29 protein-coding genes and 2 pseudogenes are annotated in these 25,887 nt (G+C 34.9%); 20 read left to right on the top strand and 11 right to left on the bottom strand.

The genetic code is table 11. The features are described 5' to 3' along the window. Positions 1-95 precede the first annotated feature (95 nt). A complete protein-coding gene (locus tag G9F74_RS05320) occupies positions 96-347 on the top strand; it encodes a hypothetical protein (RefSeq protein WP_016107986.1) in 252 nt (83 codons plus the stop codon). Between the two features lie 228 nt (positions 348-575). On the opposite strand, the gene G9F74_RS05315 is transcribed toward G9F74_RS05320, so the two are convergent. Together G9F74_RS05315 and G9F74_RS05310 are read right to left on the bottom strand one after the other, a co-directional pair. Next, the gene (locus G9F74_RS05315) at positions 576-941 is read right to left on the bottom strand and encodes a hypothetical protein (RefSeq protein ID WP_016107987.1); all 366 of its coding nucleotides are present in this window, start codon (positions 939-941) and stop codon (positions 576-578) included. A 280-nt stretch (positions 942-1,221) separates the two neighbouring features. Continuing rightward, positions 1,222-1,404 (bottom strand): hypothetical protein, encoded by a 183-nt coding sequence (locus G9F74_RS05310; RefSeq protein WP_002042824.1) that lies wholly within the window; start codon positions 1,402-1,404, stop codon positions 1,222-1,224. A 34-nt stretch (positions 1,405-1,438) separates the two neighbouring features. On the opposite strand from G9F74_RS05310, the gene G9F74_RS05305 reads away from it, so the two are divergent. Continuing rightward, positions 1,439-2,545: a metallophosphoesterase gene (locus G9F74_RS05305; RefSeq protein WP_000793639.1), complete on the top strand. Its 1,107-nt coding sequence runs from the start codon at positions 1,439-1,441 to the stop codon at positions 2,543-2,545. A gap of 72 nt (positions 2,546-2,617) precedes the next feature. On the opposite strand, the gene G9F74_RS05300 is transcribed toward G9F74_RS05305, so the two are convergent. After that, positions 2,618-3,508 carry a CPBP family intramembrane glutamic endopeptidase gene (locus tag G9F74_RS05300; RefSeq protein ID WP_016107988.1) on the bottom strand — a complete coding sequence of 297 codons (891 nt, stop codon included), beginning with the start codon at positions 3,506-3,508 and terminating at the stop codon, positions 2,618-2,620. A gap of 260 nt (positions 3,509-3,768) precedes the next feature. On the opposite strand from G9F74_RS05300, the gene G9F74_RS05295 reads away from it, so the two are divergent. After that, a complete protein-coding gene (locus tag G9F74_RS05295) occupies positions 3,769-4,746 on the top strand; it encodes an HD domain-containing protein (protein WP_016090917.1) in 978 nt (325 codons plus the stop codon). Between the two features lie 43 nt (positions 4,747-4,789). Here G9F74_RS05295 and G9F74_RS05290 read toward each other — a convergent pair whose 3' ends face one another. After that, positions 4,790-5,914, bottom strand: coding sequence for an anti-sigma factor (locus G9F74_RS05290; RefSeq protein WP_000501642.1), 1,125 nt, complete (start codon positions 5,912-5,914; stop codon positions 4,790-4,792). Between the two features lie 5 nt (positions 5,915-5,919). Beyond that, entirely contained in the window at positions 5,920-6,405 is a 486-nt protein-coding gene (locus G9F74_RS05285; RefSeq protein WP_016107989.1) for an RNA polymerase sigma factor, read from the bottom strand. A 136-nt stretch (positions 6,406-6,541) separates the two neighbouring features. On the opposite strand from G9F74_RS05285, the gene G9F74_RS05280 reads away from it, so the two are divergent. The 3 genes from G9F74_RS05280 (at position 6,542) to G9F74_RS29980 (ending at position 8,134) form a co-directional block, all read left to right on the top strand. Continuing rightward, positions 6,542-7,444, top strand: coding sequence for an AraC family transcriptional regulator (locus tag G9F74_RS05280; RefSeq protein ID WP_000446845.1), 903 nt, complete (start codon positions 6,542-6,544; stop codon positions 7,442-7,444). A 60-nt stretch (positions 7,445-7,504) separates the two neighbouring features. Continuing rightward, complete coding sequence (locus G9F74_RS05275; protein ID WP_016107990.1) at positions 7,505-7,870, top strand: VOC family protein; 366 nt, start codon at positions 7,505-7,507, stop codon at positions 7,868-7,870. Positions 7,871-7,939: 69 nt separating this feature from the next. Beyond that, positions 7,940-8,134 carry a YxiJ family protein gene (locus tag G9F74_RS29980; RefSeq protein ID WP_307838071.1) on the top strand — a complete coding sequence of 65 codons (195 nt, stop codon included), beginning with the start codon at positions 7,940-7,942 and terminating at the stop codon, positions 8,132-8,134. Between the two features lie 120 nt (positions 8,135-8,254). On the opposite strand, the gene G9F74_RS05265 is transcribed toward G9F74_RS29980, so the two are convergent. Both G9F74_RS05265 and G9F74_RS05260 read right to left on the bottom strand, forming a co-directional pair. After that, entirely contained in the window at positions 8,255-9,997 is a 1,743-nt protein-coding gene (locus tag G9F74_RS05265; protein WP_016107991.1) for an ATP-binding response regulator, read from the bottom strand. A 9-nt stretch (positions 9,998-10,006) separates the two neighbouring features. Then, on the bottom strand, positions 10,007-10,711 hold the full coding sequence (locus G9F74_RS05260) for a response regulator transcription factor (protein WP_000283866.1): 705 nt from the start codon (positions 10,709-10,711) through the stop codon (positions 10,007-10,009). A 140-nt stretch (positions 10,712-10,851) separates the two neighbouring features. Between G9F74_RS05260 and G9F74_RS05255 the strand changes: the two genes are divergently transcribed. From G9F74_RS05255 to aceA, 10 genes and pseudogenes are all read left to right on the top strand, one after another. Continuing rightward, a complete protein-coding gene (locus tag G9F74_RS05255; protein ID WP_001067942.1) occupies positions 10,852-11,700 on the top strand; it encodes a CPBP family intramembrane glutamic endopeptidase in 849 nt (282 codons plus the stop codon). A gap of 61 nt (positions 11,701-11,761) precedes the next feature. Beyond that, positions 11,762-12,060 (top strand): annotated as a pseudogene (locus G9F74_RS05250) (malate synthase). 31 nt (positions 12,061-12,091) lie between these two features. Beyond that, positions 12,092-12,391, top strand: coding sequence for a hypothetical protein (locus G9F74_RS05245; protein ID WP_002093819.1), 300 nt, complete (start codon positions 12,092-12,094; stop codon positions 12,389-12,391). A gap of 15 nt (positions 12,392-12,406) precedes the next feature. Then, positions 12,407-12,595 carry a hypothetical protein gene (locus G9F74_RS05240; protein ID WP_000949414.1) on the top strand — a complete coding sequence of 63 codons (189 nt, stop codon included), beginning with the start codon at positions 12,407-12,409 and terminating at the stop codon, positions 12,593-12,595. Between the two features lie 287 nt (positions 12,596-12,882). Beyond that, positions 12,883-14,151, top strand: a complete 1,269-nt coding sequence (locus G9F74_RS05235; protein ID WP_016107992.1) for a M48 family metallopeptidase — start codon at positions 12,883-12,885, stop codon at positions 14,149-14,151. 135 nt (positions 14,152-14,286) lie between these two features. Continuing rightward, positions 14,287-15,066, top strand: a pseudogene (locus G9F74_RS30650) (MCP four helix bundle domain-containing protein); the annotation flags it as partial. Next, the gene (locus G9F74_RS30645) at positions 15,061-16,014 is read left to right on the top strand and encodes a methyl-accepting chemotaxis protein (protein WP_406565830.1); all 954 of its coding nucleotides are present in this window, start codon (positions 15,061-15,063) and stop codon (positions 16,012-16,014) included. The pseudogene G9F74_RS30650 and the gene G9F74_RS30645, both read left to right, overlap by 6 nt. Before the next feature lie 221 nt (positions 16,015-16,235). After that, positions 16,236-17,144: a DMT family transporter gene (locus G9F74_RS05225; RefSeq protein WP_000282398.1), complete on the top strand. Its 909-nt coding sequence runs from the start codon at positions 16,236-16,238 to the stop codon at positions 17,142-17,144. A 225-nt stretch (positions 17,145-17,369) separates the two neighbouring features. Next, the gene (gene aceB / locus G9F74_RS05220) at positions 17,370-18,959 is read left to right on the top strand and encodes a malate synthase A (RefSeq protein ID WP_000107647.1); all 1,590 of its coding nucleotides are present in this window, start codon (positions 17,370-17,372) and stop codon (positions 18,957-18,959) included. Between the two features lie 21 nt (positions 18,960-18,980). Then, the gene (aceA, locus tag G9F74_RS05215) at positions 18,981-20,258 is read left to right on the top strand and encodes an isocitrate lyase (protein WP_000787333.1); all 1,278 of its coding nucleotides are present in this window, start codon (positions 18,981-18,983) and stop codon (positions 20,256-20,258) included. 37 nt (positions 20,259-20,295) lie between these two features. Here the strand turns inward: aceA and G9F74_RS05210 are convergent, their stop codons facing one another. The 3 genes from G9F74_RS05210 to G9F74_RS05200 form a co-directional block, all read right to left on the bottom strand. Further along, positions 20,296-20,625, bottom strand: a complete 330-nt coding sequence (locus tag G9F74_RS05210) for a hypothetical protein (RefSeq protein ID WP_000721808.1) — start codon at positions 20,623-20,625, stop codon at positions 20,296-20,298. Positions 20,626-21,003: 378 nt separating this feature from the next. After that, on the bottom strand, positions 21,004-21,795 hold the full coding sequence (locus G9F74_RS05205) for a phosphotransferase (RefSeq protein WP_000073821.1): 792 nt from the start codon (positions 21,793-21,795) through the stop codon (positions 21,004-21,006). Positions 21,796-21,814: 19 nt separating this feature from the next. Further along, positions 21,815-22,273 carry a DUF6584 family protein gene (locus tag G9F74_RS05200; protein WP_050570019.1) on the bottom strand — a complete coding sequence of 153 codons (459 nt, stop codon included), beginning with the start codon at positions 22,271-22,273 and terminating at the stop codon, positions 21,815-21,817. Between the two features lie 313 nt (positions 22,274-22,586). On the opposite strand from G9F74_RS05200, the gene cspA reads away from it, so the two are divergent. After that, entirely contained in the window at positions 22,587-22,790 is a 204-nt protein-coding gene (gene cspA / locus G9F74_RS05195; protein ID WP_000301522.1) for an RNA chaperone/antiterminator CspA, read from the top strand. Positions 22,791-22,927: 137 nt separating this feature from the next. Here cspA and G9F74_RS05190 read toward each other — a convergent pair whose 3' ends face one another. Next, entirely contained in the window at positions 22,928-23,113 is a 186-nt protein-coding gene (locus G9F74_RS05190; RefSeq protein WP_000391370.1) for a hypothetical protein, read from the bottom strand. A gap of 290 nt (positions 23,114-23,403) precedes the next feature. Here G9F74_RS05190 and G9F74_RS05185 point away from each other — a divergent pair, with 290 nt between their 5' ends. From G9F74_RS05185 to lepB, 3 genes are all read left to right on the top strand, one after another. Next, positions 23,404-23,985, top strand: a complete 582-nt coding sequence (locus G9F74_RS05185) for a competence protein ComK (protein ID WP_000444438.1) — start codon at positions 23,404-23,406, stop codon at positions 23,983-23,985. A 508-nt stretch (positions 23,986-24,493) separates the two neighbouring features. Then, positions 24,494-25,087, top strand: a complete 594-nt coding sequence (locus G9F74_RS05180; RefSeq protein WP_000347508.1) for a TVP38/TMEM64 family protein — start codon at positions 24,494-24,496, stop codon at positions 25,085-25,087. A gap of 182 nt (positions 25,088-25,269) precedes the next feature. Beyond that, positions 25,270-25,833 carry a signal peptidase I gene (gene lepB / locus G9F74_RS05175; protein WP_000751914.1) on the top strand — a complete coding sequence of 188 codons (564 nt, stop codon included), beginning with the start codon at positions 25,270-25,272 and terminating at the stop codon, positions 25,831-25,833. Positions 25,834-25,887 lie beyond the last annotated feature (54 nt).

Here is a 25,887-nt window from a genome sequence, read left to right as displayed (position 1 = left end):
GCTTTATGAAGTTGGTTGCCTCTATTTTTTTGCATTGGTTAAGCTATGACGCCATATATTTAAACCGTAATATGACTAGTAGGGAGGAGATATACATGGAGCAGAAGGAATTACGTTTGCGGCGAGTGCAATATCTTATTTGTGACATTATGGATGAAATGAACGCTGAAAATGAGAAGAAAAACTTAGAAACACTGCAGAAAGTAATTGACCAGCTTTCAGGAGCAATTGGTGATTTAGTAGATCCATCTGGTACGTATTCAATTGATTATTTGGAGAGGAAAGTTCATACAGCGCACTATTTATTATTTGAAAATGATCGTAAAGCATATTTGTGTAATAAATAAACATTCATCATTTGATGGGGTGTTTATTATTTTTGATATTTATTGATAATTATTATTAATAAAAGGATGAGTACAATGGGTTTAAGACGATAAATTAATCTGCTTATAATTGTACTTATAAATAATAAAGCTCGAAATAAAAGCCTTGCTACACGTTTGTAGTAAGGCTCTTTACAGTTGTTTTGTTCTTAATGAATGAAAGCACCTGCCACTTTTTAGTTGGAAAAGTTACTCATTAGAAGTGTTATTAATCGCTTGAATAGCAAGTTCCAAAGATTTAATCCTTCTTTCTAAAAGAGTTCTTTGAGAACTACCAACCTTTGACTTAACGTAAATCTTTTCAATTGATGGAAGCAAACCGATAAGAACATTGCGAGCTTCTGCTAAATCTTCCTGGTTGTAATGATGAGGTTTTTGATTCCAAACACTATCTAGCATTGCTAAGCCGATACAAGCTGCCTGGAGGCGTTTCTTTACTAACGTAGTATTTGAGCCTTTCTGAGTCATTTGTGACAAGGCACTTTCGAGTTTACGGATTGTTGACTGTAAGGATTTTATTGATTCCTCTTTATGTACATCTGATACGTTTTCCATGTTAGTACCATCCTTTCTTCGTTTTTAAATGATTTTGTTTAATACGTGATAAAATCGTTAAGGACAGAAACTTACTCGCAATATTTTAACATAAATAACGAACTTTCTTTGAGAGGGAGTCTTAAAGAGCTAGCTCAATTGTTGAAAGTAAGGTAACGAACTTTAAAAACCGAACCGTCATCTAAGTGGCGGTTCGGTTTTCTTTATTTTTTCTCTACTAATTTTTTATTCTTCCAATCTAGTGTAAATGATTTATTAAATGTTTTTTGATCAACATCTTTTACGTTGTTTCCAACCCAACCTGCATCGCAACATATTCAATATCATTATCAATTTCGCCTAACACGTAAGATTCTAAAATGCCCATTACAGCAGTTCCTAAAAATTTTAAAACGATGTGCTTATCAATGTTTTTATTGTGAAGATTGCTGTGCTTAATATTTACGTTAAACGTGCATAACAAGTTATAATAGAAGAAATCAATAAGGAGGCTAGCTGTGAAGAATCTTCGTTATTTCAATATATTTACTATGTTAATTATATACACGCTACTTATGTTTTACATCGGCTGGAACGGATGGGTTTGGCTTCATGCAGTATTTGGCTGGGAGTCCTGGGGGTATTATGCTTTCGTAGTCGGATTTATTTCTTATGCGTATATTCTCGTGCAAGTGTTTAAGTTTCTCCCATTCCTTCGGACGATTGGCTCAATTTGGTTTGCAGTCATACAATACGCCCTTATGTTATTGCCGTTAGCTGATATAACAGTCTTTGTTTTACAGTTTTCGGTTGAGAAAGAAACAGCAATTATTTGGACAGGGGCGGCTGTGTTAGCTGCGTTTATCTTTATCTTTGCATATGGAGTATTTAATGCGTATAGTCCGGTAGTAAGAAAATATGAAGTGCACATACCGAAAAAGGTGAAGGGCCGCAAAAGTTTACGTATTGCGATGGCTTCTGATATGCATTTCGGTAAACTGTCTGGTGTTTCGCATTTAAAAAGGCTTGTCCGTCACGTAAATGAAATGGAGCCTGATATTATTTTACTGCCAGGGGATATTATCGATGATCATCCAGGGGTATTTATTCAAAAAAACATGGGTCATATTATGAAACAAATGAAAGCTCCATTAGGCGTATATGGCGTTTTAGGAAACCATGAATACTACGGCAGAGCGGTTCCGGAGTTTTTACAAGAGATGGATAAGATTGATATTCGTATTCTTTTAGATGAAGGGATCACAATTGAAGATGACTTTTATCTCGTTGGAAGAAGAGATAAAACAGAGCGAGATCGCCAAAGCTTTGAACAACTTATGAATACAGTGGATAAATCGATGCCTGTTATAGCAATGGATCACCAGCCATTTGAGTTAAAACAAGCAGCAGCGGCAGGTGTAGACTTATTATTATCCGGTCACACGCACCGCGGACAAATGGCACCAAATCATATTGTAACGAGAAGAATGTACGAGCTAGACTGGGGATACGCACAAAAAGGCGCATTCCACGCAATTGTTTCTTCTGGATTTGGATTTTGGGGACCGCCGCTTAGACTTGGTAGTAGGTCGGAGATTGTGCAGGTAGAAGTTACGTTTGAATAAGGTTAAATAAAAGGGATTATACATGATTAATATGTGTAATCCCTTTTATTTTTTATTTCGTAATCGCGACCTTTACTTGAATATAATCTCAATTAGTTGTTGTGGATGTGCATTAATTAATCCATGAACAATAATAATTACCCATACCTTGCGATAACGCGCCCACAAATATCCAAGGAATAGACCTACGATACCATGGTTCACAATAACCGTAGCTGTATCAATATCCCAATGACCAGAGCCGTGTAATGCAATATGCCAGCTTGCCCATAATAATGATGTAAGAAGTATAGCCGGCCAAGTGCCTAGTAATAGTTCCAAACGTGTTTGCAACCAAACTCTATAAAAAAGCTCTTCCAGTACACTATTTATAAGAAATCCTACAAGTAAAATTAAGATTAAAATCGCGGGTTCCATTCTCGCTGAAACAAATGGTGTAGAGAATGTAGAAAAGAAGTTGAAGTAACCCCAGACTATAATGACAATAAGTGGTGTAAACCGATACCATCTATTACCTCCCGTTGATTTTACAGGCTTTTGTCGTTCTTTTTCGGGGTTACTTTTATAAAACAAAAGAAGCATGAATGGAGTGAATAATAATAAAATAATTTTAAATATCATAAACCACAATTGTAATGTCATTCCTTTAAAGTTCGTGGTGAGGAGACAAATTGTGAAGAGGAAGCCACTCAAGAATAAAATAACAGTTTGAATTATGATGCGCCTTAGTTCAAATTGTTGAAGGGGATTATAGTTTTTATGATGAGATGGTAAGAAACGAACAAGGAGTATACCGACAATAACAGGGATCCACTTGTTCCAAAAAGGCAGTGTGCCCGTATGATCCCCACTGTAACGAATGTTTGTTTCTCCGATCCATATAAGCCAAAGAGATGAAAGCAAAATAAGAAGTATAATGATTCCACCAATGAGCTTCCCCGCTTTTGGAAAATAACTACCCATAGTTATCCGACCTTTCATACTATAATGGTGAATCGATTTTCAATTATTTCTGTTTTTAAATGAATATGCATTTATAAATCTATTAAAACAAAAAAGAAGAACTGTGGAAATATTTTAATTTTTATGATTTAACTTGATGAGAATAGAGGACCGCTTTTTTGAAAACAGAACGTTCATATTGGAATGACAGAATAGCATATTTACTCTTCTTTAAAAAAGAGATACTATAAAAAGACTCTGCTTGAAAAGGGGGACTGTAAGTGATCATATCAGATGTACTATACGGAGAATTTGAAGTAGATCAAGTGTTAGAAGAATTAATTTTAAGTAAACCAGTGCAAAGGTTGAAGGGGATTCATCAAGCCGGAGCAAGTTACTTAATGAATGAGAAATGGAATGTAACGCGATTTAATCATTCAGTTGGTGTTATGTTGTTAATAAAAAAACTAGGTGGTTCGGTAGAAGAGCAGATTGCTGGTTTACTGCATGACGTATCACATACTACTTTTTCTCATGTAATGGATTACGTTTTTGATAATATGAATGAAAGTTATCATGAAGAGATATTTAGTTCTGTTGTGAAAAACTCAGAAATTCCAGCAATTCTTTCAAAGTATGGTTATAACTATGAAGATATTTTGTTAGATGATTCGAAGTGGACGTTACTGGAAAGATCCGCGCCGGAATTATGTGCAGACCGGGTGGATTACACATTACGAGATATGTATACATACGGATATGTTTCTTTAGAAGAAGTTCACAATTTTTTATCGGATGTCATCGAAGTAGATGGGAAAATGGTTCTTCAAAATATCAAAATGGCAGAATGGTTTACAGAAACGTATTACAAAGAAGTAATCGATTTCTTTATGCAACCAACTAATATTTACGGAAATGATATGTTAGCTAAGACGTTAAAGTTAGCTCTTCATAAACAAGTTATTCATGCAGATGATTTTCTTCTTGAAGATCATGAGCTTCAAGTAAAATTGCAGCTATGTAACGATTCAGAAGTACATGCTTTATTAAGAAAAGTCCATCCAAATGTAAAAGTAAGAGAGGATAGAAGTGAGTATGATTTACATCAGAAAAATAAAGTCCGTCTTATTGACCCGCCATTACTTCGTGAAGGGAAAATCATTCAGTCATCTGTCGTATCAGAAAAAATAAGAGAGATGAGCGATATCGCTTATGAAAAATCGGTGAGAGGGATGTATGTGAAAGTGATTTCTAATTAAAAAGAAGTAGAGCATCACTTTTGGATGCTCTACTTCTTTCCTGTTAATTATCAAACCAATTCCACATCTCAATATCTCCAAGAGTCGCATAACGTACGTGCGGGGAGTTTTGTAATTTTAATAACTCTTTCGATGGGCCAGTAATAACAATTCCGTATACTTTTACACCGTTATCTTTTACATATTGATAACGTTTATCTAAGTTTAGTTCTTTCTCAGAAAGCGCAGCTATTTTGCTTACTGTTTTTTTATGGATAGAAAGGACGCGCATCATTTCGATTACTTGATCTTCTTGCGTTTTCTGCTTGTCAGTATCATTATCGAGGAATCTTACATGTTCTGGAAATCCTATAGCTTCTCCGCCATGTAGGATATAGTCATCTACATTTTTTCTGTCTTGCCCTGTATCTAAAGCGTACCATACAGGAGTTGGAGGGAGTTCTTGTGCTTCAAATATGCTATATAAAAGCGGTTCTAATTCTTTTAAAGTGTAAGATTTATCAAAAGAAATTGCTACTTCTGCAACGGTTCCATCATGTACTTTTGCAAGTGTATCCCATACTTTTTTTGAGGAATCCTTTAAATAATCACCCTGCTTTGTTTTAGGATGAACAAAGAAAAGCTTTGGTTGATAGAACGGATTCATCCAAGTTTGTTTCGTGACATCTACAGATGATAAGAAGCTTTTTGTTTCTACTGTACCGAGTGGCATTTCTTTTTTACCGACGGTTCTTACTAAATCAAAGCTGCTGTTCGTACGGAAAAAAGCTTCTACACTTGTTCCGCCCCCCATAACGCGGCTATTTGGGATCGTTGCTTCAAGTGCAAGTGAAGGAACCTCTCTAATTTCTTCTAGCCTTTTATCATTATTAGCTTGAAAATAAAAGGCTGATAATACCCCACCGATTATATATATAACGATGCAAATGGATAATATAAAACCAAACGTTTGTAACCGATGTTTCCACTTAATTCTCCAAAAAGGAACTTTAAGATCTTTTGGCGGTAATTTTTTCTTTACGGGTTCACTCTTCGTAAGCAATTCATCTAAATGAGCTTCACATTCTGCACAAGTTTCTATATGACTTTCTAACTGTTCTTGCTCATCACGTGTGAGCGTTCCTTTTTCATATTTCTCCCAAAGTTTTTTAAACTCTGCACAACCCATCTGTATCACTCCTTTATGCTTTTTGCTTCTTTTCGTCCGCGGTGTAATTCAATTTTTACTTTCGCTAATGAGAGACCAGTCATTTCTGCTATTTCCTTATAAGAGAATCCGTAGTAATCTCGTAGTAGTAGCACGTTTCGTCTTTCGAGCGGAAGTGAGGATAAACGGTCTAACCAACTAGTAATCTCATGTTTTACGAAATATGCATGTTCTGTACTTAGCACGTTTGGTAAATGGAATTCTGCAACTTCAGTTGTTTTATATTTTTTCTCTTTTCGGTACCAATCGATAAAGGCGTTGTAGGCAATTGTAAATAACCAAGGTCTAATTTCTTCTCCTTTATAATAGTCAATATGGACGAGCATTCGGTAAAATGTTTCTTGCATAAGATCTTCCGCGTAGTGGGAATCTCCGGTTAGGGAGAGAAGATAGCGAAATAAATCATGCATATGATCTGAATAAATGTCTTCTAATGATTGTTTGCTTTTCACTAATTTCCCTCCCTTCATACATAACAACGAAATACATATAAAAAAGTTACATTTGTTTTTAAAATTATAGTAAAAAACGTCAAGAATTGGATAGGATTCTCTTTTATCATAATACATATAAGGCGGGTGAACAGAGATGGAAAGCTATGAAACACAAATTCAAAGGTCCATTGATTATATTGAGGAAGATGTAATGGAAAAACAGACGCTGCGTAATTTAGCTCGCATTGCAGGTTTTTCTGAGTCGCATTTTCATCGTGTATTTCAGGCGTTAGTAGGTGATACAGTAATGGAGTATGTTCGAAAGAGGAGGTTAGCCCGGGCAGCTTATCAACTTTCTCATACGGATGAAAAAGTTATTGATATCGCGTTTGAGCATGGCTTTCAATCTCATGAAACGTTCACGAGAGCCTTTAAAAAATTATTTCAAATGACACCGAGTGAATATCGAAAACAAGAAATTGAAACACCGATGTATTACAGTGTGAATGTAAAACAAAGAAAATTAAATCCGTATTTAGGGGGCATACAAATGGAATATCGTATTGTAAATAAACCAGAATTTTTAATGGCAGGTTATGAACTGAAGACGACAAGTAAAGAAGGGAAAAACCATCAAGACATCCCAGCATTTTGGCAAGAATATTTACAAAAAGATCTTGGAACAACGATTCCGAATCGTAAAGATACGAGCCAATGGGTAGAACTTGGATTATGTACAGATTTTAATTTAGAAACAGGGGACTTCACTTATATTATCGGAATGGAAGTTACAGACTTTGAAAACGTACCAAATGAGGTTGCAAAGCGTACATTCCCGGCAGCAACATATGCCGTATTTACAACACCGAAAGTTCCTCATGCAGAAATGGTGTCGTCTATTCATCAAACGTGGAATGCAGTATTCTCAGAATGGTTCCCGCATTCAGGATATGAACATTGCGGCGTTACAGAGTTTGAACTATATGATGAGCGTTGCCACGAAGATAAGAGTGAGTTCGCTCAAGTAGAGCTTTGGATACCGGTGAAGAAAAAATAATAGGGTAAAAGCGAATCATTGGGAGATGGTTCGCTTTTTAATAAAGGGGGAAATGGGAAGATGTTCAAAAAACTAGAATGTGTATCTATACATACGAAGGATATAAAGAAGTCGGTTTCTTTTTATAAAGAAATGGGAATGAAGCAAAACTGGATTATAGAAAGAGAACTAGAAGAAGGGGTTATTTGGACGTTAATAGGATTGAAGTTTCTAGATGAAAAAAGTTCGGAGTTAGTAATAAGTAATCATCCGGATATTAATTTTATGGAAGTCGAAGTATTAGTAGAAGATGTACAACAAACGTATGAAAGTTTAAAAGATAATAAAGATGTAAAATGGATTCGTGAACCATTGCCAACAGAATCAGGACATGTTGCGGTAATGGAAGCGCCTGATGAGAATGTGTTTGTGTTAGTAGGGAAATAGGAGAGAAGACATAGTAAAAATTAACATGGACTTCGTCAAAAGCTTGAATATTTAAAAGAAGAGTTAGAAATACCATACCCATCGGAAGATATAGAAAGAATTGAAGAGGAATATAAGACAGATTCTTTTGTGGAGGATTTTTACAGTTATAAGTCATTAATAGATGGGAATTTGAGTTATGTTCTTTTTTCTAAAAAAATTCTGGAATTACAAAGAGAGTTGTTGTATAAAAGCTTTTTACAAGTGTATCCAGAATATTTATAGGTATATGGAACAATATGTGGAATTGAATCGCCAACTAAGCATATATGAACAAATCCGGAAGTTATTAATTGTTATCATAGAAGAGTATTAAAGAAAAGGTGCTTTTGTAAAGCACCTTTTTTATGAACGAAACGGAAATACAAGAACAATCGTCGTTCCTTTCCCGAGTTCACTATCAATAGAAATTGTCCCGTTATGGGCATGAACGAGCTGTTTCGTAATGGCGAGACCAAGTCCAGTTCCGATGTTGCTTTCTTCTGTATTAGTCCCTCTGTAATATCGCTCGAATAAAAGTTCTTTCGTTTTATCGTCCATTCCTTTTCCGTTATCTGAAATAGATAGTGTAAATGAATTTACATCCTGCGAAAGCTTTACGATTACATTTGTCGTTTCATTATTATGTTTCACAGCGTTTGCTAGTAAGTTTTCGATAATACGCTGGAACCATTTTTCTTCAATGAAATATTGAATTTTATTTGAGCTCGGTACGAATTCAATATTTTGATTTTGCAGTGTCGGATTATTAATAAATTGTAATAATACTTTTTGGACGAATTGATTCATTTCAATGTTTACGTGCTGGGCAGGAAGGCTGTTATTTTTTAATTGATACGTTAAGCTTAAATCGTCAATTAGTGTAGTCATATATTGAGATTTCTCTTTCATAACGCTGCCGAATTGCTGAATGTCATGATCAGTCCAGTTATACTGCTTTGATTCTAGTAATAATGCGTAGCCATATATAGAGCTAAGTGGTGTTTTTAAATCGTGCGTTAGACCGGTAATCCATTCTTCACGTGTTTGCTGCAGTACTTGCCTCATCGCATCATTTTTTTTGAGTGTAATTGAAAGGTGCTCTAGTGAGCTAGTAACATCTCTAAATAAGCGAAATGACCATTTTTCTTTACCAGATCGCCTGAATCGAACTGGTTTTCCTTTTTTACTAACAGGCTCTTCATATTTTCCACCAGCGATATTTTTAAGCCAACGCATTGCGTGTAGTAACGGTTTCCCAAACTTATTTCCGTACCAAATAGATAGAATGACTAAATAAACAAAGACGATAAGAAGGATTAATCCGCATCCGATTAGAAACTTCTTAGTAAATACATCCTCAATTTCGTCATCTGGGTAGTATCGTTCATTTTTTGCTGTAACGACGAGAAGCTGACCACTATTTGCATCGTAAAAGCTAGACGTGTTTTCTTTATGATTCCACGGTTCTTTTTCGTTAAGAGCAGTCTGTATTGTAGAAAGTGTTTTTTTCTTTCCAGTTGGATAGGAAAAAACCTCTTCGCCACTATGATTAAATATTTGCAGCGTTGCTTTTTCTTTAGAGAGTAACTGTTTTTCTTGTTCTGTTAATGTGAACGAATCTGTAGGTACAGAAGAGTGTTCTTTCTGAATTGTTTTTAGTAATGCATTACTTTTTAACATACCGCCGTAAATAACAAGTACGTTTTTTTCTTCTACTTCAATTTCCCAATATGTAAATGTATAAGGGCTTTCTATATGATTCTGTATATGTGCGAGTAAAGATGTTTTCGTATAAGAAGTTGGGACATCACTTGGTGTATTAAATTGATAGAGGACTTTCCCGTTTTCCTCTACAATCTGAATCCAATCATTTTTCTCTTTAATTAAATCTTTTACTTCCGTTTTTAACGTAATATCGCCATCTTCTGAAGAGATATATCTTGAAATTGTAAAACTATCAGAATCCGGAATGTTAGGTTCGTATGAAATACTAGTAACAAGAAAAATTAAATAAGTGAAAGCAGCGACTACAGCAATAAGTAATGTAACTAAAACAAAAACGTGTTGCAGTATAAATTGGATGATAAGCCGTTTATTAAGATTCATATCGTCACCCTACTTTGTAACGAACTTATAGCCAAGTCCGCGAACAGTTTTTATGTATTCTGGTTTACTTGGGTCTTGTTCAATTTTTTCGCGTAGCTTTCGAATGTGGACCATAACAGTATTGTCATCGCCATTATAGGCGGGTGCTCCCCAAACTTTTTCGTATATTTCTTCTTTCGAAAATACGTAGTTCGGATTCTCACAAAAGAAGAGTAGTAGTTGAAACAGTTGAGCGGAACATTCGACAACGTGTCCATTTACTGTAAGTTCTGCGGAATGTTGATCAATTTCAAATCTCCCAAATGAAATAGAGTGTGCTTTTTGTTCGTGTGGTACGGTTTGTTTCATATGTCTTCGAAGTTGTGCTTTCATACGAGCTACGACTTCTAATGGATTAAATGGCTTCGTAATATAATCATCTGCACCGTATGAAAATCCAGATATTTTATCTAGATCAGATGCCTTCGCTGATAGGAAGAAAATCGGACAATCTGTTTGTTGGCGAATAATTGGACAAATATCAAAACCAGATTGTCCAGGAAGCATGACATCTAAAATAATTAAATCGTAATTGTTTTGTTCGATGAGAGATAAAGCTAATTCAGCTGATGTTGCAGTTGTAATATGAGAAAAACCTTCTTTTTCAAGAATGGTAGTTAGTAGTTGTAAAATTGCTGTTTCATCATCGACGAGTAATATATTTGCTTGATACATAAGAATCCCCCTTAATTTCCTCGAATATCATATCATCTTTTTGTAACATATGGAATTTTTAAGGAAAATTTAAGGTTTTCTTTTATAAAAAATTAAGAATCAAATGATATGATAAAAGTAACATAGGGGAGGAGATGAGTGTGAATCCGTTTCAAATGATGCGAGCTAGATATTTTTTAATTGTATTTGCACTATTAATTTTAGTAGCGAGAAGTAGTGAAAAATTGCTAGAAAGTACATTTCATATACAAAATTCATCTTTTATAAATATACTTATATTTTATATCCTTCCGATTGCATGGATTTTTTATGAGTATAGAAAGCACCGTGTTTCATTTTCATTATTTCTTAATAAAAATGAAACATTTAACTTGGTGCAAGTTATATACATTACGATTATGTTGTGCATGTTCAGTTACGGGTATCTGATTTTATACATGTACAGCTTTGCATGGATTACACCAGATTTTATTATGAATGCTTTACACAAACCGATTGTAGATAGTGCCGGGGGATATATATATCAATTTATTATGGTTGTATTTATCGCACCTATTATTGGAGAATTTGTTTTTCGTGGATTTTTACTTCAGCGCTTTGCTGCGAAATGGGGAACGAGTATAGCGATGATTGCAGTGGCACTTTTATTTGCGATATTACATGTCGATTTTCTCGGTGCCGCCGTATTTAGTATCGTATTATCAATCGTATATATTCGTACGAAAAGCTTACTCATGCCAATTGCGATACATATGTTAAATAATACATTTGTACTTTGTGCATCGTTCCTAGTAAGTAGAGAAAAGATCATGAGTTTTGCAGATTTCTCAAACTATACGACGTTCTTTCCAGGACTGATTATTTTTATAACAGGATTAAATTTAGTACTCATCTTTTTATTTGTTAACCGCAAATACTGGAGTAAAGAAGTGCCAGTTATATACGCAGAGCAGGTAGAGAGTTTTGCAGATGTAGTGGGAGATAAATGAGACGAAGAAAACGATTGAAAAAATATTGAAAGACATTATAGATGCTACGTCTATTACAGATATGTGTGATAAAGGCTTTTGTCATTGGCTTTTTAACTTGTAGTAGATACAATTGTGTTTCCGGAGTATTACTTATTTTCTAGTACTCATTTAAAAGAAAATATTATTTCTCTTCTTATTGTATTAGGGATTTTAATAATATTCGGTCTAATGTTAGAAGTAATGATGAAGCGTATCTTCAGAAAAAATGAAGAGAAGTATGTGCGGGTTCATAAAGTATTCGCGAAAGTAATGGGAGCTTTCCTTTTGTTTTATGGTATGAAAACAATCATTTACTTTATAGCTTTGAGACATCATTAATTCTAAATTTGAAAGGAATGTATAAAATTATATGAATGAAACAATATCATCAAATAAGTTTTTTTATTTGATTTTACTTAGCATAGTGCTAATAACGACAGTAAATGTTATTCTCCGCTGGGAGGAAGCCTACTTTTTCATGTATTTAGCGCTCCATTTATTAGGGGTCTTATGTATAAGTGGTGGCATGGTTACTGAAAAAAAGGGTGGCGAAAGTGTTAACTATATGTGTGTGATCGGTCTTGTTTTACTTTTAGCTGTACAAGGTATTATGAAATATAGTTCTTTTTCTGTACAAGATTTCAGTTTGTTAATAGATGTACTGCCTTAAGGGGGATAAGTACTTATGTTATCGAAGAAACAAATAGGGTATATATTTGTTTTAGTAGGTTTTTTTACGATTATTATAACGACGCTATTTTTTCAAGACTATGAATATGTAAAATATGTAAAAGGCGCTGGTTTAATGTGCTGGTTTGTAAGTGCTTTTCTTATTCCGAATTATGAACCGAGGAAAGTGTCTAAAAATAGGTGAAACTCTTCTTATGTAGAAGAGTTTTTTTTATCCCGCATTAACGGGCAGTAAGACCCCCATCTCAAAATTCAGTGACAGCAAAGAAATTAGGCGGGGGATCAACTGCCCGTAAAAGCCCGATTGGTGAAGGCTAATAATCAGTGGGGGATGAAGAAAACCCCCACTGATTAAAGTTTCACTTTATGTAAATAGAAGGCTCTCGAGCAATTCTCGTAATTAGCTTGTTCTAATTTAGCATGTACGAACTTACAATAATAATAGACAGGCAGCATAGAGGAGGGAATAGCGTGAGGAAAGTTATTGGGTGGTCGCTTTTTTTGTACGTTGGATTTGCGTTGCTTATATATTGGTATTTATTTGGATGGAATCATGAACTCATTCCGAACATGTATAAAGGTACGAGTGCGGATCCAGAAACGTTTATGAATGCGAAAGAGCTTACGCTAAGCCAAGATTATTCGCGCGTGAAAAATTTACTGTTCTTTTTAGCGACGCCTCTTGAATGGATTATTTTATTATTTGTACTCGTGCTCGGTATTTCAAAAAAGTTTGAGAAATGGTCAAAGGAAACGACTAAAATAAGTGTCTTACAAGTTGCGATTTATTTCTTTTATTTATCATTACTCACAACGGTACTGGCATTACCGATGCAATGGATTGGGCGTAAAGTGTCGGTTGATTACGGTATTTCCACGCAAAGTACACAAAGCTGGATAAAAGATCACGTTATCGATTTTTGGGTTAATTATGCGACGATGTTACTCATTGTTACAGTTCTTTTATGGCTCATCCGTAAATTTCCGAAGAGATGGTGGCTAGCAGGATGGGCACTCTCTGTACCGTTTACAATTTTCTTAACGTTCGTGCAACCTGTTGTAATTGATCCACTTTATAATGATTTTTCAACGCTGAAAAATAAGGAATTAGAAACGAAAATTTTAGCGATGGCAGATAAAGCTGATATTCCATCTGAACATGTATATGAAGTAAATATGTCGGAAAAAACGAATTCGTTAAATGCATATGTAACAGGAATTGGAAAAAACCTTCGTATTGTAATGTGGGATACAACACTTCAGCAATTAAAAGATAAAGAGATTTTATTTATTATGGCCCATGAAATGGGACATTACGTAATGAAACATATATATTGGGGCGTTGCGAGTTATATTTTACTATCGTTTATAGGTATGTATGTAATTAGTCGAATTTTAAATTTGTGTATTCGAAAATGGGGAGATACGCTGCAAATTTCAAAAATGGCATGTTTCTCGATTTTACCTTTATTTTTCTTAATTTCTTCTGTACTATCCTTTGCATCACAACCAGCAACAAACTACGTTTCACGAATAGAAGAACGCGCGGCGGATCAATACGCTTTAAATATGACGAAAGATGGGAAATCAGGTGTGAGAACGTTTCAATATTTATCAAAAACAAGTTTAAGCCAAGTGAATCCACCTGCGTTAGTAAAATTTTTCTTATACACACATCCACCAATTTTCGAAAGAATTCATACGTTTGAGCAATATGAAAAACAAAAAAACAAGAAGTAGCGATTATGCTACTTCTTGTTTATAGAAATATAAGTTTGGTATTGGGAATATTTATCATTGCTTTTTATTGTGATTTTGTAAATAATAAGCTATAAAATTCTAAAAATCTATATATAAAGGAATAAAGGTGGAAATATGTATTTTTTACAAAATTTAAAAGTGAAACATAAATTATTCTTACTTATCTCATTAGCAGTTTTGGGCATGACAATTATGAGCTGTGTAGCAATTAATTCTATTAATAAGATTAAGCACGATACAGAGATTGTAGTAGATGATTATCAAAATTCTGCAGTTATATTAGAAGGAATGCTTCGTACACAAAATTCACTAGAATATAACTTACTAGAATTAATTACAACGTCACAAAATGAGGGGACCAATAAAGAAGGGATTATTAGTAATGTTGAAAAGGATCTTAAAAAATATGATTCTTTATTAAAAGAATATGATGATGGCGTTAATTTAAGTAAGCAAGAGGATGAGCTGTTTCAGAAGATGAAGAAATCTTTGCCAAGTTATATGGAGACATATAAGAAGTTGTTTGACAAAGCGAAGGGAACAAATGAATCTCAAATGGTAAACGAATTTCAAAAGGACTTAAAACCGAAGGGAGTAGAGTTAGCTGGTTATGCTGTAGATTTAGAAACTTATGTTTCAAACTTAGCTGACCAAGTATTTAAAGATTCTCAAAAAATGATAGATCGCTCTGTTATTACCTTTATCATTCTTGCAGTAGTTACTACAATCATTATATGTATAGTAAGTTATATTATTAGCAAACTTATAGTTGCTCCTTTACAAACGGTTAGTCGTATGATGGAAAGAGCAAAAGAGGGAGATTTAACTGTACATGGTGATTATAATGCTAAAGATGAATTAGGTGTATTAGTAAGTGATTTTAACGAGATGATTGCAGGGCTAAGAACAAATATGCAAGAAGTAGAGAATAATATTCAGCTTTTATTCCAACATGCAGACGGAGTAGTATCTGCATCAGAAGTATCTAGCGGTGCAGCAAAGAAAATCACTATGGATATTGAAGAAGTTGCCAATGGCGCAGAGAGCCAAATGCAAGCAATGGAACAAACTGCGGGTGCGATGGAAGAGTTGACACAAGGAATGCAGAGTATAGTGAATACATCATCCTCTGTAAATGAATTGTCTGCTCAATCAGCACTAGATGCAGAGAGTGGTAACAAATTAATGAAACAAATGATTCAACAGATGGATACAATCCAAAATTCAGTACATAGCGGTGTGAAACAAGTAGAGACTATGAAAGAACAATCAGAAGAAATTGTTAAAATCATTGATGTTATGCAAGGTATTACCTCTCAGATTAACTTATTAGCATTAAACGCCGCAATTGAGGCTGCACGTGCTGGAGAAAGTGGTAGAGGATTTGCAATTGTGGCAGATGAAGTACGAAAATTAGCAGAACAATCTAGTGACTCTGCTAAACAAATTGAGAAGCTTATTACTCAAGTTATGGGAACAACGAATCATACGGTACATATGATGGGGAAAGTAGATAATGAGGTACAGGCAGGTACACAAGTAGTAATGCATACAGAAAAAGTATTTGGAACTATTACAGAAAAAGTGCAGCAAGTATCTGAGCAAATTCAAACGGTATCTATGTCTACAGATGAAATTGCAGCGAGTAGTGAGGAGATTTCTGCTTCTACAGAAGATATGGCGCAAATTTCTCAAAGATCATCTGATCGAACTGATAGGGTAAAAGAGTCTATTCAACAGCAAGAAAAATCTGTTCAAGAGATTTCGACTTCAATTGAACATCTGCACAACGTAGCAGGAGGACTAAAACAGATAGTTTCCCAATTTACTCTTCAAAAATAGTAGAGTATATGTAAGTCTTCATAAATATATAGACCTCTCAATACATATAAAAAATCATCCTGTGGAATACAAAAGGATGATTTTTTATTATGAAAATTTTGTGTGGATGTCAATCGTTATATTCTAGTTTTTTACAATTTTTTGATTGTAATATATAATAATAAGTAATGTTTTTAGAATTTTTAGTTTTATAAGAGAGTGATTGTAGGAGGAGAGAAAGGGTGTACAATAAAAAATCAATGCCGGCTATAAAAATGATCCTTTCGATGTCTATTTTCGGATCAATTGGATTTTTTTCTGTCCAAACAGGTTTACCGTCTTTTGAATTAGTATTTGTTCGTTGTATTTGTGCAACTATATTTTTAGCGTTATGTTGGTTAGTGACAGGACAATATAAAAATGAAAAGTGGAATAAAAAAGAGATTGTGCAAATATTAGCGTGCGGCGTATTTCTCGTTTTTAACTGGGTATTTCTATTTAAAGCGTTTGAAGTTATGTCAATTACAATTGCAATTTCTGTCTATCATCTCGCTCCAATTATCGTATTAATGATTGGGAGTATCGTATTTAAAGAGAGGCTAACAGCGTTTGCCGTTATGTCCATTGTCATTTGTTTCCTCGGCACGGTTTTAGTAGCTGGAGTAGATGGAAGTGTGTCGCTCGAGAAACTCATGTCATCTGGAATGGTATGGGCACTACTTGCAGCGTTATTTTATGCTTTTACGACTTTATTAGGAAAAGGAATCAAGCATACGAGTGCATATGCGATGACATTTGTACAAACGTTTTTAGGTATATTTTTATTGTTACCATTTGTGGATTTCGGACAGTTTCAAGGTTTAACAGAGACGAACTGGATGATGATAACGGCAACAGGACTTATACATACTGGGTTTGTATATTACTTGTTTTTTGACAGTTTAAGAGATTTATCGACGAGACTTATTTCTGTATTAGTGTTTTTAGATCCTGCTGTAGCAATTTTGTTAGATACGGTCTTTACCGGATTTAGACCGACTAGTATGCAAGTTGTAGGGATTGTCCTTATTTTTGTAGGAATGGCACTCACTTTTCGTAAAGGAAGAGAAAAGGAGCTATCGGTGAAGGGAAGTGCTACCTCTGAAATGTAAAGTTGTATTTGATATAATTTCATTTTTAATTTTGGAAGATGTTACGAAAAGGCCGTTGTTGTATAACAGTGGCCTTTTTTGTATGGAATAGAGCACGAAAGAACGGCGTTTTCAAAAAAAATGAAATGAATTTTCAAAAAAAACTTCCTTTTCTGAAGATTTGTTATATAATATAAAACATAAAATCAAATCTGTTATAAAACAGTTTAAGAAGGGGATGCTAATATGTCGACGCGAACTTCACGGGTTACATTGCCCGGAGAAATGTTACCAGCGTACAACGAAATATTGACACCTGAGGTGCTTAGTTTTTTAAAGGAACTACATGAAAATTTCAATGAGCGCCGCACAGAACTATTACAAAAACGTGTAGAGAAACAAAAAAGAATTGATGCAGGGGAGTTTCCGAAGTTTTTAGAAGAAACAAAGCACATACGTGAAGCGGATTGGACAATCGCCAATCTTCCGAAAGATTTAGAGGATCGCCGCGTAGAGATTACTGGACCGGTAGATAGAAAGATGGTCATTAACGCTTTAAATTCAGGAGCTCATCTTTTTATGGCGGATTTTGAAGATTCGAATTCACCAACTTGGGAAAATGCGATTGAAGGCCAAATTAACTTACGAGATGCAGTAAAGGGAACGATCTCACACAAAAATGATAAAGGAAAAGAATATAGATTAAATGATAAAACAGCTGTACTCATTGTGCGTCCAAGAGGATGGCATTTAGAGGAAAAGCATATGCAAGTTGATGGGAAAAATATGTCCGGCAGCTTAGTGGATTTTGGTCTGTATTTTTTCCATAATGCGAAGGCGCTTTTAGAAAAAGGAAGTGGCCCGTACTTTTACTTACCGAAAATGGAAAGTTATTTAGAAGCGAGATTATGGAACGATGTATTCGTATTTGCTCAAAAATACATCGGTATTCCAAACGGAACAATTAAAGCGACTGTGCTATTGGAGACGATTCACGCTTCGTTTGAAATGGATGAAATTTTGTATGAGCTAAAAGATCATTCTGCTGGCTTAAACTGCGGAAGATGGGATTACATTTTCAGCTTCTTAAAGGGTTTCCGTAATCATAATGAATTTTTACTGCCAGATAGAGCGCAAGTCACGATGACGGCGCCGTTTATGCGCGCGTATTCTTTAAAAGTAATTCAAACATGTCATCGCCGTAATGCACCAGCAATCGGAGGAATGGCAGCACAAATTCCGATTAAAAATAATCCAGAAGCGAATGAAGCGGCTTTCGAAAAGGTGCGTGCTGATAAGGAGCGTGAAGCTTTAGACGGTCATGATGGGACTTGGGTTGCCCACCCGGGACTTGTACCGGTTGCGATGGAAGTATTTAATCACATTATGAAAACGCCGAATCAAATTTTTAGGAAACGTGAAGAAATACGTGTTACAGAAAAAGATTTATTAGAAGTACCAGTGGGAACGATTACAGAAGAAGGTCTTCGCACGAATATTAGTGTAGGTATTCAATATATTGCATCTTGGTTAAGTGGACGGGGAGCAGCGCCAATTTATAACTTAATGGAAGATGCAGCAACTGCGGAAATCTCCAGAGCACAAATATGGCAATGGATTCGTCATGAAGGCGGAAAGCTAAATGATGGCCGCAATATTACGCTCGAATTAATGGAAGAATGGAAAGAAGAAGAATTAGTAAAGATAGAAAGAGAGATTGGTAAAGAAGCCTTTAAGAAAGGGAGATTCCAAGAGGCGACAACATTGTTTACAAACCTCATTCGGAATGATGAGTTCGTACCGTTTTTAACATTACCGGGTTATGAAATTTTATAAAGTGAAAAGGGGATGGAATAAATGAAAAACGAAAGAATCGATAAATTACAAGAGAACTGGGAATTAGATACGAGATGGAAAGGAATAACACGTCCGTATTCAGCTGAAGATGTAATTCGTTTGCGTGGTTCGATTGATATTGAACATACAATAGCACGCCGCGGGGCTGAGAAGCTTTGGACATCGCTTCATACGGAAGATTATATTAACGCACTTGGTGCATTAACAGGAAACCAAGCGATGCAACAAGTGAAAGCGGGATTAAAAGCAATTTACTTAAGTGGTTGGCAAGTAGCGGCTGATGCAAACCTTTCTGGACATATGTATCCAGACCAAAGCTTATATCCAGCGAACAGCGTACCAGCTGTAGTAAAACGAATTAATCAAACACTTCAACGTGCGGATCAAATTCAGCATATGGAAGGAAGCGATGATACAGATTATTTCGTACCGATTGTAGCAGATGCAGAGGCTGGATTTGGCGGACAATTAAACGTATTCGAGCTTATGAAAGGTATGATTGAAGCGGGTGCATCAGGTGTACACTTTGAAGATCAATTATCTTCAGAGAAAAAATGCGGACATTTAGGTGGAAAAGTATTACTGCCGACACAAACAGCGGTACGTAATTTAATTTCCGCACGCCTTGCTGCGGACGTAATGGGAGTACCGACAATTATCGTTGCAAGAACAGATGCAGATGCAGCCGATTTAATTACGAGTGATATCGATCCGGTTGATAAAGCGTTTATTACAGGAGAAAGAACACCAGAAGGATTTTATCGTACGAAAGCAGGACTGGATCAAGCAATTGCACGTGGTTTAGCGTATGCACCGTATGCAGACCTCGTTTGGTGTGAAACGTCTGAACCAAATTTAGAAGATGCAAAACGATTTGCAGACGCAATCCATAAAAAATATCCAGGGAAATTACTCGCTTATAACTGTTCACCGTCATTTAACTGGAAACAAAAATTAGATGAAAAAACGATTGCGAGCTTCCAAAAAGAAATCGCATCTTACGGTTACAAGTTCCAGTTCGTAACACTTGCTGGATTCCACTCATTAAACTACGGCATGTTTGAATTAGCGCGTGGCTATAAAGAGCGTGGCATGGCAGCATATTCTGAATTACAACAAGCGGAATTCGCAGCAGAGAAACACGGTTACTCTGCAACTCGTCATCAACGCGAAGTAGGAACAGGTTATTTTGATGAAGTAGCACAAGTCATTACAGGCGGTACTTCATCAACGACAGCGTTAAAAGGTTCTACAGAAGAAGCTCAGTTTACGAAATAAAAGGAAGGTGATCACAATTAAGTGATCACCTTTTTTATTACTCTTTATATAAACTGATAACATCTTCTCCCGTTAAATATATTACGGTTACTTTTTTATTATCCTTCTCATAAACTTTCATTCCACCCTCTGCAAAAGTCTTATCCCATCCCTTTAATTTTATATGTATTTGATACCATATAGATAAACCTGATTCAAAACAATCGCCTTTATATACATACTCACCTATCTCCTCAGTAGTATGAATTAATTTAGCTTCATAAGGTATAGGGAATCCTTTAATTTCAGAATCAATAGTCTTATTAAAAACTAGAAGGTATGTTAACGTAATAATAGTAGCCAATAACAAAAATAAAATCTTTTTCATGTATGTAAATCCCCCATGGCAAACGGCCTTGTAATTTTATCCCGCTATTTGCGGCAGTAAGACTCCCGCCTCAAAAGTTGGCTGGAGCAAAGAAGTTACGTGGGAGATGCACAAAACCCCACTGATTAAAGTTTCCCTTTAACTAGTTGTATTATAATATAATATTTTTATAATGTGATTTTAATTATTATAAAATTTTTGTGAAACGAAAAAATGGGCTGAATTCTCTTACATAACTATAGAAAGCTAAAATTTCGTTAGGGGGTATCTCGAGATTTTAGCTTGATAGTTCCGGTAGGAAAAGAAACGATATGAACGATTATTCGGATATATGTAACATAACTTAAAATATATTTACTAACAAAAATAGAAATAATATTAGATCCATTCTTTCCCATGCTTACGAATAAACGTCATATCTTTTTCATAATGATCTAGATGTCCTTCATCAATCATTCTTTGGAAATTTCCGTCTCCTTCTTGTGCTTTTCTTTTCACATATGTACATAACCCTTCTAAACGTAGTAACACCATTTCGAAGTAATTTTCGTCCATATCTTTATCGTAGGACTGAGCAAACAACTTTACTCTTTCTTTAATACGACCTGCATGTTGCGATGAGTCGTAATGAATTGCCTCACCTGATTCCGTATAATACACTCGACTTAAAGGTACACAAGTATAAAGCGTATAAGCGATATCCCACATTCTTGGACCAGGAGCAGCGACGTCAAAATCAATAATACCGACTGGCTTTTCATTATTGAAAATAATGTTATATATAGCAAAATCATTGTGGCATAAAACCTCAATGTTATGTGGGGTATGATCCATCGGTTTCCAATCAGCTAATAACGGAAAGTCACTTACAGCATCATGGTACAGACGGAGCATCTTTGCGATTTCTTTCAGCACATCATTAGACCACATGAATTCTTTTAAAGGATAATTGCCTGCGTCGCCTTCTATAAATGATAAAATCTCTCTATCTTTTTCATCTATGCCCAAAAACTTTGGGGCATAATGAAATCCTTTGTTTTCTAGATGACGTAATAGCTTATGAATTTTTGTACTGTCTGGCTTTAATTCCCGCCGAACAGTATTTTCAGAACGATATACGTTTGAGACGTTTCCCCCTGTTAGCTTTTCTTCTTGTTCGTAGTTTGACATGTGAAAATTCCCCCTATAATTAAAAAATCCAATTCCAAATAGTGAATATACCGACAATAGCAGAGAAAAGAAGGAAAGCAAGGAATACTAGACACCCAAGAGAGAGTAACTTATCTTCCCATGTTTCTTTATATTCATATACTAATTCCTCTGCTACTTTTTTTTGTACTGGAGATAAAGGCTGCTCTTTATACAATTTCTTTATCTTGCTAGAATCGCCTTTGAATTTTAAAGCACGCGCAATATGATAAGGATCATTTCCCATTGATTTTTCAAATAATAAACATGATTCATGCATAATATCTGTTTTATGCTCCTCTAGATACCAATAACGTCCAGCCATTTCTGGATATTGTAATTTATAATAAATGTCTCCGATTTGTTTTCGAAGATGTAATTCATTTGGGTATGTAAAGATGAGACCGTGTAATCTTTCTCTTGCCTTTCCGAGATTATTATTTTCAATATCCTCTTCAATTCTCTTTAATGTTTTTTAGGAATTTTGGTTGTCATGAATTCCTCCTTATATAGAATAGAGATAATTTTATTTTATAAGAAATACTAAAAATTAGAAATTCTATTTTCAAAAAAGATTGTACATTTTATTTTAAGTATGCTATGATGATGTCAGTTGAATAGTTAAATTAAGCAATCCATATATTATCAAGTGCCGAAAACGAACGAGAAAAAGTATGTGAGAACTAGTTTATGTTTCGTGTTTGATAATGTGTGGATTCTTTTTTTATACAGGAAGACTAAAATAATTTGTATTTTCTTAGGAGGAAATAATCATGGCAGTAACAGGACAAGTAAAATGGTTTAACAACGAAAAAGGCTTCGGTTTCATCGAAGTTCCAGGCGAAAACGATGTATTCGTACATTTCTCTGCAATCGAAACTGAAGGTTTCAAATCTTTAGAAGAAGGTCAAAAAGTTAGCTTCGAAATCGAAGAAGGCAACCGTGGACCTCAAGCTAAAAACGTAATCAAACTATAATTTTATAGTTGATGATGGAAAAAAGGATGGCTCATGCCATCCTTTTTTTGTTGTTGAGATATATGTAAATGAAGTTGTACTCGACGTTTATAGAGGTAATGAAGAAGAGTAAAAGGCTTTCCAAAAAGGAAGGCCTTTTACTCTTCTTTTCCTGCTTTTTTCTTCTCGCGTTTTTTACATTCAGGACATTTCGATTTACGAAATGGTTTAGCGAAGAATAGCAGAATGAAAAATAAACCGAATATAATACTAGCTGAGTTTTTCACGATAATGACGCTACTATTTTTCATTTGAATCGATGGTTGGATCTCTTTTTCTTCCATAAGGGCCCTCCATATATTGGATTTATATTTTAATTATAGCAAAGTTAATTGTTGTAATGATGTAAAAAGAGGAAGGAATAATAAATATTTATAGGTAGTATAAATGCTGTTTTTATGGTTATAAAACTATTTAATTTATATATCGTGATTTTATTGTTTGACAAATGTTTGATAAATGATAAAAAATTGTAAAAAAGCGGAACCTGTTACCTATTTCCTTTTCATAGGTGCTAAAATTATATATGCAGCTGCTAATATAAATAGAAAATGAAAAAAGGAGATAATAGGATATGGAAAGTAAAGTAGAACGCTATGTCGAAAATTATGTTGTAACTAAAAATACAATGGCCTTACTTCCTGTTATTCTAAGTGAAAAGAAAATTGTTACGCGAGTTGTTGAAATGGAAGATTCTTTTTTCGTATTTCAAAAGCCTCTAGATATTATAGAGAGAAGTTGTCGTAAGCATGGATCTAGTTTTTTGGGCAGAAAAGAAGGAACGAAAGAGTTAACGCACATTACACATAAAGCACCGATTGCAATCAGTCCGACAGATCAACTTTATTTTTTCCCTACTTATTCTTATTCTAGAAAAGAGTGCGCGTGGCTGTCGCATTTTTATATCGAAAGTAATCGAGAATTAAAAGATGGAAATCTTATGATTCGATTTATAAATGGCCTTGCTGTGAAATTAGAAATATCAAAAAGTAGTTTTGAAAATCAACAAAATCGTACAGCGAAACTGCGTACAGAATATGAAGATCGAAAGAAGAAACAAGGAAATCCTTGTTTTAAAGAAATTGATAAAAGAGATGAATCAACATTAAGACCAGCTTATGAGAAAGTGTATTTTGTTAGGGAAGAAGATGTGTGAGAGGAAAAGGATGAGGAGACTCATCCTTTTTTTATTTCATTATATATACAGTTTACGCTGTAAGATTCATAAATAAACCGAGTGAGATGTACAAATATATTGTTCTTTAATGGAACAATATAATGGTAATTTCCTTATATATATTTAATGTAGTGTGGATATATATCATTTTATATTTGTGGCATACATGATACTTCTTTCTATATAGGTAGAAATACCCTTACGTGCAGTAAGGGTATTTTTTTGAAAAAGACGAATTATTCCTTTCTGTAGTTTCTGCTTTTTCATCAAACGTAACCGTTAAGTTACAATTTGTGTATAGTGTCTAAATTATCTTCATATCCTGTCGAATATTGAAAGATTATCATAGCTAAATAATGAAGGAATTCTAATGAAGGACATGGAAACTTAATAATTACATCTCCATATGTCGTATCTACCATTTCCTCTTTCAGAAAAGCAATGATACAGTAGAGGTAGTAATTAGAGTAAAGGGGTAAAGTGTAGAATGGATTTTCAGTCAATCAAAGAGTATTTTTCACCAGAAAATATGGATCATATTGTTGAAAGTTATAAGGCGTTCGGACCGCTTCTTGGCATCGGTTTGCCGATGATAGAGGCGCTTATTCCAGCATTACCACTTATTGTGTTTGTACTAGCGAATGCTGTTGCATTTGGATTTTGGCTGGGTTTCCTTTATTCATGGCTTGGATCAGTAATCGGTGCTATGCTTGTTTTTTTCATTATCCGCCATTTTGGACGAAGCCGTTTCTTTTCTTTTGTAAATAAGCATGAGAAAGTGCGCAAGGCAATGGGGTGGATTGAAAGGAAAGGATTCGCGCCAGTGTTTGTTATATTTTGTTTTCCGTTTACACCGTCTGCGCTTATAAACGTTGTAGCTGGTTTATCTCGCATTAGCGTAAAACAGTTCGGACTTGCGCTCGCATTCGGGAAGCTTGTGATGATTTTTATTTTAACGTACATCGGTCATGATTTAATGTCGTTTATTCATAAGCCGGTGAAATCAGTTATTGTAGCGATTGTTATTTTTATTTTATGGTATGTCGGTAAAAGAATTGAAGTAAAGTTAGAACTACATTAAGAATAGTCTTCTTTGTCCCACTATTTGAGGGCAGTGAAACTCCCTCCAAAAAATTCGGCTGAAGCAGAGAAGTTAGGTGGGGATCAAACTGCCCGATCGGTGCGGGATGAACAAAATCCCCACCGATTAAGTTTCACTTTATAAATGCAAGCTTCATTATTAAAGGGTAAGGGGAGAAGCGGATGAAGAAAACTTTGAAAAAAGAAGGCCTAGAGTGGATACGAACAATTTTAATTGGTGTACTATTAGCTGTATTTTTTCGAACGTTTTTCTTTTCAACGTACGTTGTAGAGGGGAAGTCAATGATGCCGACATTGCAGGATGGCAATATGCTCGTTGTAAATAAGGTGAGTTATCAAGTGGGGGACTTGAACAGGTTCGATGTCGTCGTTTTTCATGCGAATAAAAAAGAAGACTATGTAAAGCGAATTATCGGTTTACCTGGAGACCATATTGAATATAAGCATGATAAGTTGTATATAAACGGTCAATTTATTGATGAGCCTTATTTAGAGAAGTACAAGAAAGAGATAAATGGAAGGCAACTAACAGGTGATTTTACATTAGAAGAGTTAACAAAAGAAAAGGTGGTGCCAGCTGGTCATATTTTTGTAATAGGCGATAACCGCCTTGGGAGCTGGGATAGTAGACACTTTGGCTTTGTGAAGGCTGATACAGTTGTCGGTAAAGTCGATTTAAGATATTGGCCAATTCAAGAGGTGCAAACGAATTTTTCAAAAGGTTGATATAATGAAGTAGAAGTATAGAAAAGACAAACAACTCCGTTTGTCTTTTTTCGT

It is taken from the genome of Bacillus sp. EKM202B (assembly GCF_011066025.1).
Classification (GTDB): domain Bacteria; phylum Bacillota; class Bacilli; order Bacillales; family Bacillaceae_G; genus Bacillus_A; species Bacillus_A toyonensis.
This window is presented reverse-complemented; position numbering and strand designations above follow the sequence as displayed.